The sequence below is a fragment of the Primorskyibacter sedentarius genome (genome assembly GCF_004342065.1).
Taxonomy (GTDB): Bacteria; Pseudomonadota; Alphaproteobacteria; order Rhodobacterales; family Rhodobacteraceae; genus Primorskyibacter; species Primorskyibacter sedentarius.
On sequence record NZ_SLZU01000071.1, the window covers coordinates 1 to 1831 of the forward strand.

3 pseudogenes are annotated in these 1831 nt (G+C 53.8%); 1 reads left to right on the forward strand and 2 read right to left on the reverse strand.

Annotated elements, in window-relative coordinates:
• Window positions 1-843 precede the first annotated feature (843 nt).
• Together EDD52_RS23480 and tnpA are read right to left on the reverse strand one after the other, a co-directional pair.
• Window positions 844-1083: pseudogene (locus tag EDD52_RS23480) on the reverse strand (transposase domain-containing protein); the annotation flags it as partial.
• Between the two features lie 173 nt (window positions 1084-1256).
• Window positions 1257-1469, reverse strand: a pseudogene (gene tnpA, locus EDD52_RS23485) (IS66 family insertion sequence element accessory protein TnpA); the annotation flags it as partial.
• Window positions 1470-1535: 66 nt separating this feature from the next.
• On the opposite strand from tnpA, the pseudogene EDD52_RS23490 reads away from it, so the two are divergent.
• Window positions 1536-1831: pseudogene (locus tag EDD52_RS23490) on the forward strand (IS66 family transposase); the annotation flags it as partial.

The window sequence follows — 1831 nt, forward strand, 5'->3', positions numbered from 1 at the left end:
CTCGAAGCGATAGCGGCAGGTCATCCAAACAACCGCATCGACGACCTGCTCCCCTGGAACTTCAAGCCGTCAAGCTGAAAGCCACGCGCTGCCCAAACAGCGATTACCCATGGAGAATGTCCGAAACAAGCAACTCAGTTTGATCGCTTCGATCCGGCAGCAAGGCGGGACCGCCGCAACAAATGCAGTTGATATGAAAAATGAGGCGCACTGAATCTCATCGTTAACTGCCAAATTTTTTAGAAACGGCCGCAATCTTGCAATTAAATGCTACGTAACACCTGTCCATTATAATATGAAACCCCAGTAACCGTTGTTTTGAGACGTCCCGACAAGTTTGTTTTCGCGGAATATCCAGAGATATCGGTAAGTATGATGGAATCTCAAAAAACCAAAACGGTAAACATATTCCAGCCGACTTGCTCTGAGGAAAGAGCATTCAGATTCACTGCAGTCGTCCATTAACTCGACAGGCGCACTAGGAAATGTCGGAAGCGGAGAAACAGAAGGGGTTCCTGAAATCACTCGAAATTTGTCATAGCTATATTCGTACAGCGTATAGTCGAATCCGAGGTTTTCTAGCTCTTGCACGATGACGTGGGCGTCTTCTCCGACAGGAAATTCGGAGTCTAAGGAAGATAGACAACCGTCAGGTCTAATATTGTTCCAAGATGCGAATATAAAAACGAATATTGCAATAGGAACTAAGATTATTGACATGCGCTTAAACGTCATGCGGCTTCCATTCCAGGTGTCGGTGACGCTCTTGGTCAACTCATTAAGTCTCTGACTATAAAGTGCCCGTCCGGTGAAGGCGCTCTGGCACGTTGCCTTCAATCGCGGTTATGCTGCTTGAGCAGCATAACGCCAGGGTGTCAGCTCGTCGAGGCGTGTGATCTTGTGGTCGGCGATTTGGCCCAGGACCCACGTTAACCAAGCCTGCGGATCGACTTTGTTCAGTTTGGCGGTTTCGATCAGGGTATATGCGATGGCCATGGCCTTACCGCCGCCTTGAGATCCTGCAAACATCCAGTTTTTGCGCCCGATTGCCACTGGCTTGACGGCTCGTTCGGCTGCGTTGTTATCGGGCATGCTGACTTTGGCGCTTCGATTTCGGCACCTGTCTCCATATGTCATGTTAAACAGGTTCTGCGGGATCGGGGCGTCGGAGTGCGAAGAAGCGGGCAGGCCGACTAGACAATGAGCTGTGAGCTCGTGTTGTTATCTGGCCGCCCCTGCGACCAGCCCGTCTGCGCCGCGAGCAACTTCTTGAGTTTGGCATTCTCCGCCTCAAGAAGCTTCAGCTTCTTCACGGCAGGTACTTCCATACCACCAAATTTGGATCGCCATTTGTAAAACGTGGCATCGCTGACACCGTGCTTGCGGCACAGCTCCTTCGCGCTAAGCCCAGCCTGATGCTCCTTCAATATCCCAATGATCTGTTCTTCGCTGAAACGGCTTCTCTTCATCGTCTGTCTCCTCAGTTGGAGAACAGGCTAACCAAAAACGCCGGACATTTCAGGGGAGCACGTCAGAAGGGATCGACCAAGCTCTTCATGGACGAGACCACCGCCCCGGTCCTTGACCCGGGCCGTGGCCGGACCAGGACCGGCTACCTCTGGGCCTTGGCGCGCGATGACCGTGGATGGGGCGGCGGTGACCCACCCGGCGTGGTCTTCACCTACCAGCCCAGCCGCGCAGGCGCGCATGCCGAGCAGATCCTGCAGGGCTTCGACGGCATCCTGCAGCTCGACGGCTACACCGGTTATGACCGGCTGACGCGCCCCTCCCGCAAAGGCGGCGCGCCGATTACGGTTGCCCATTGCTGGGC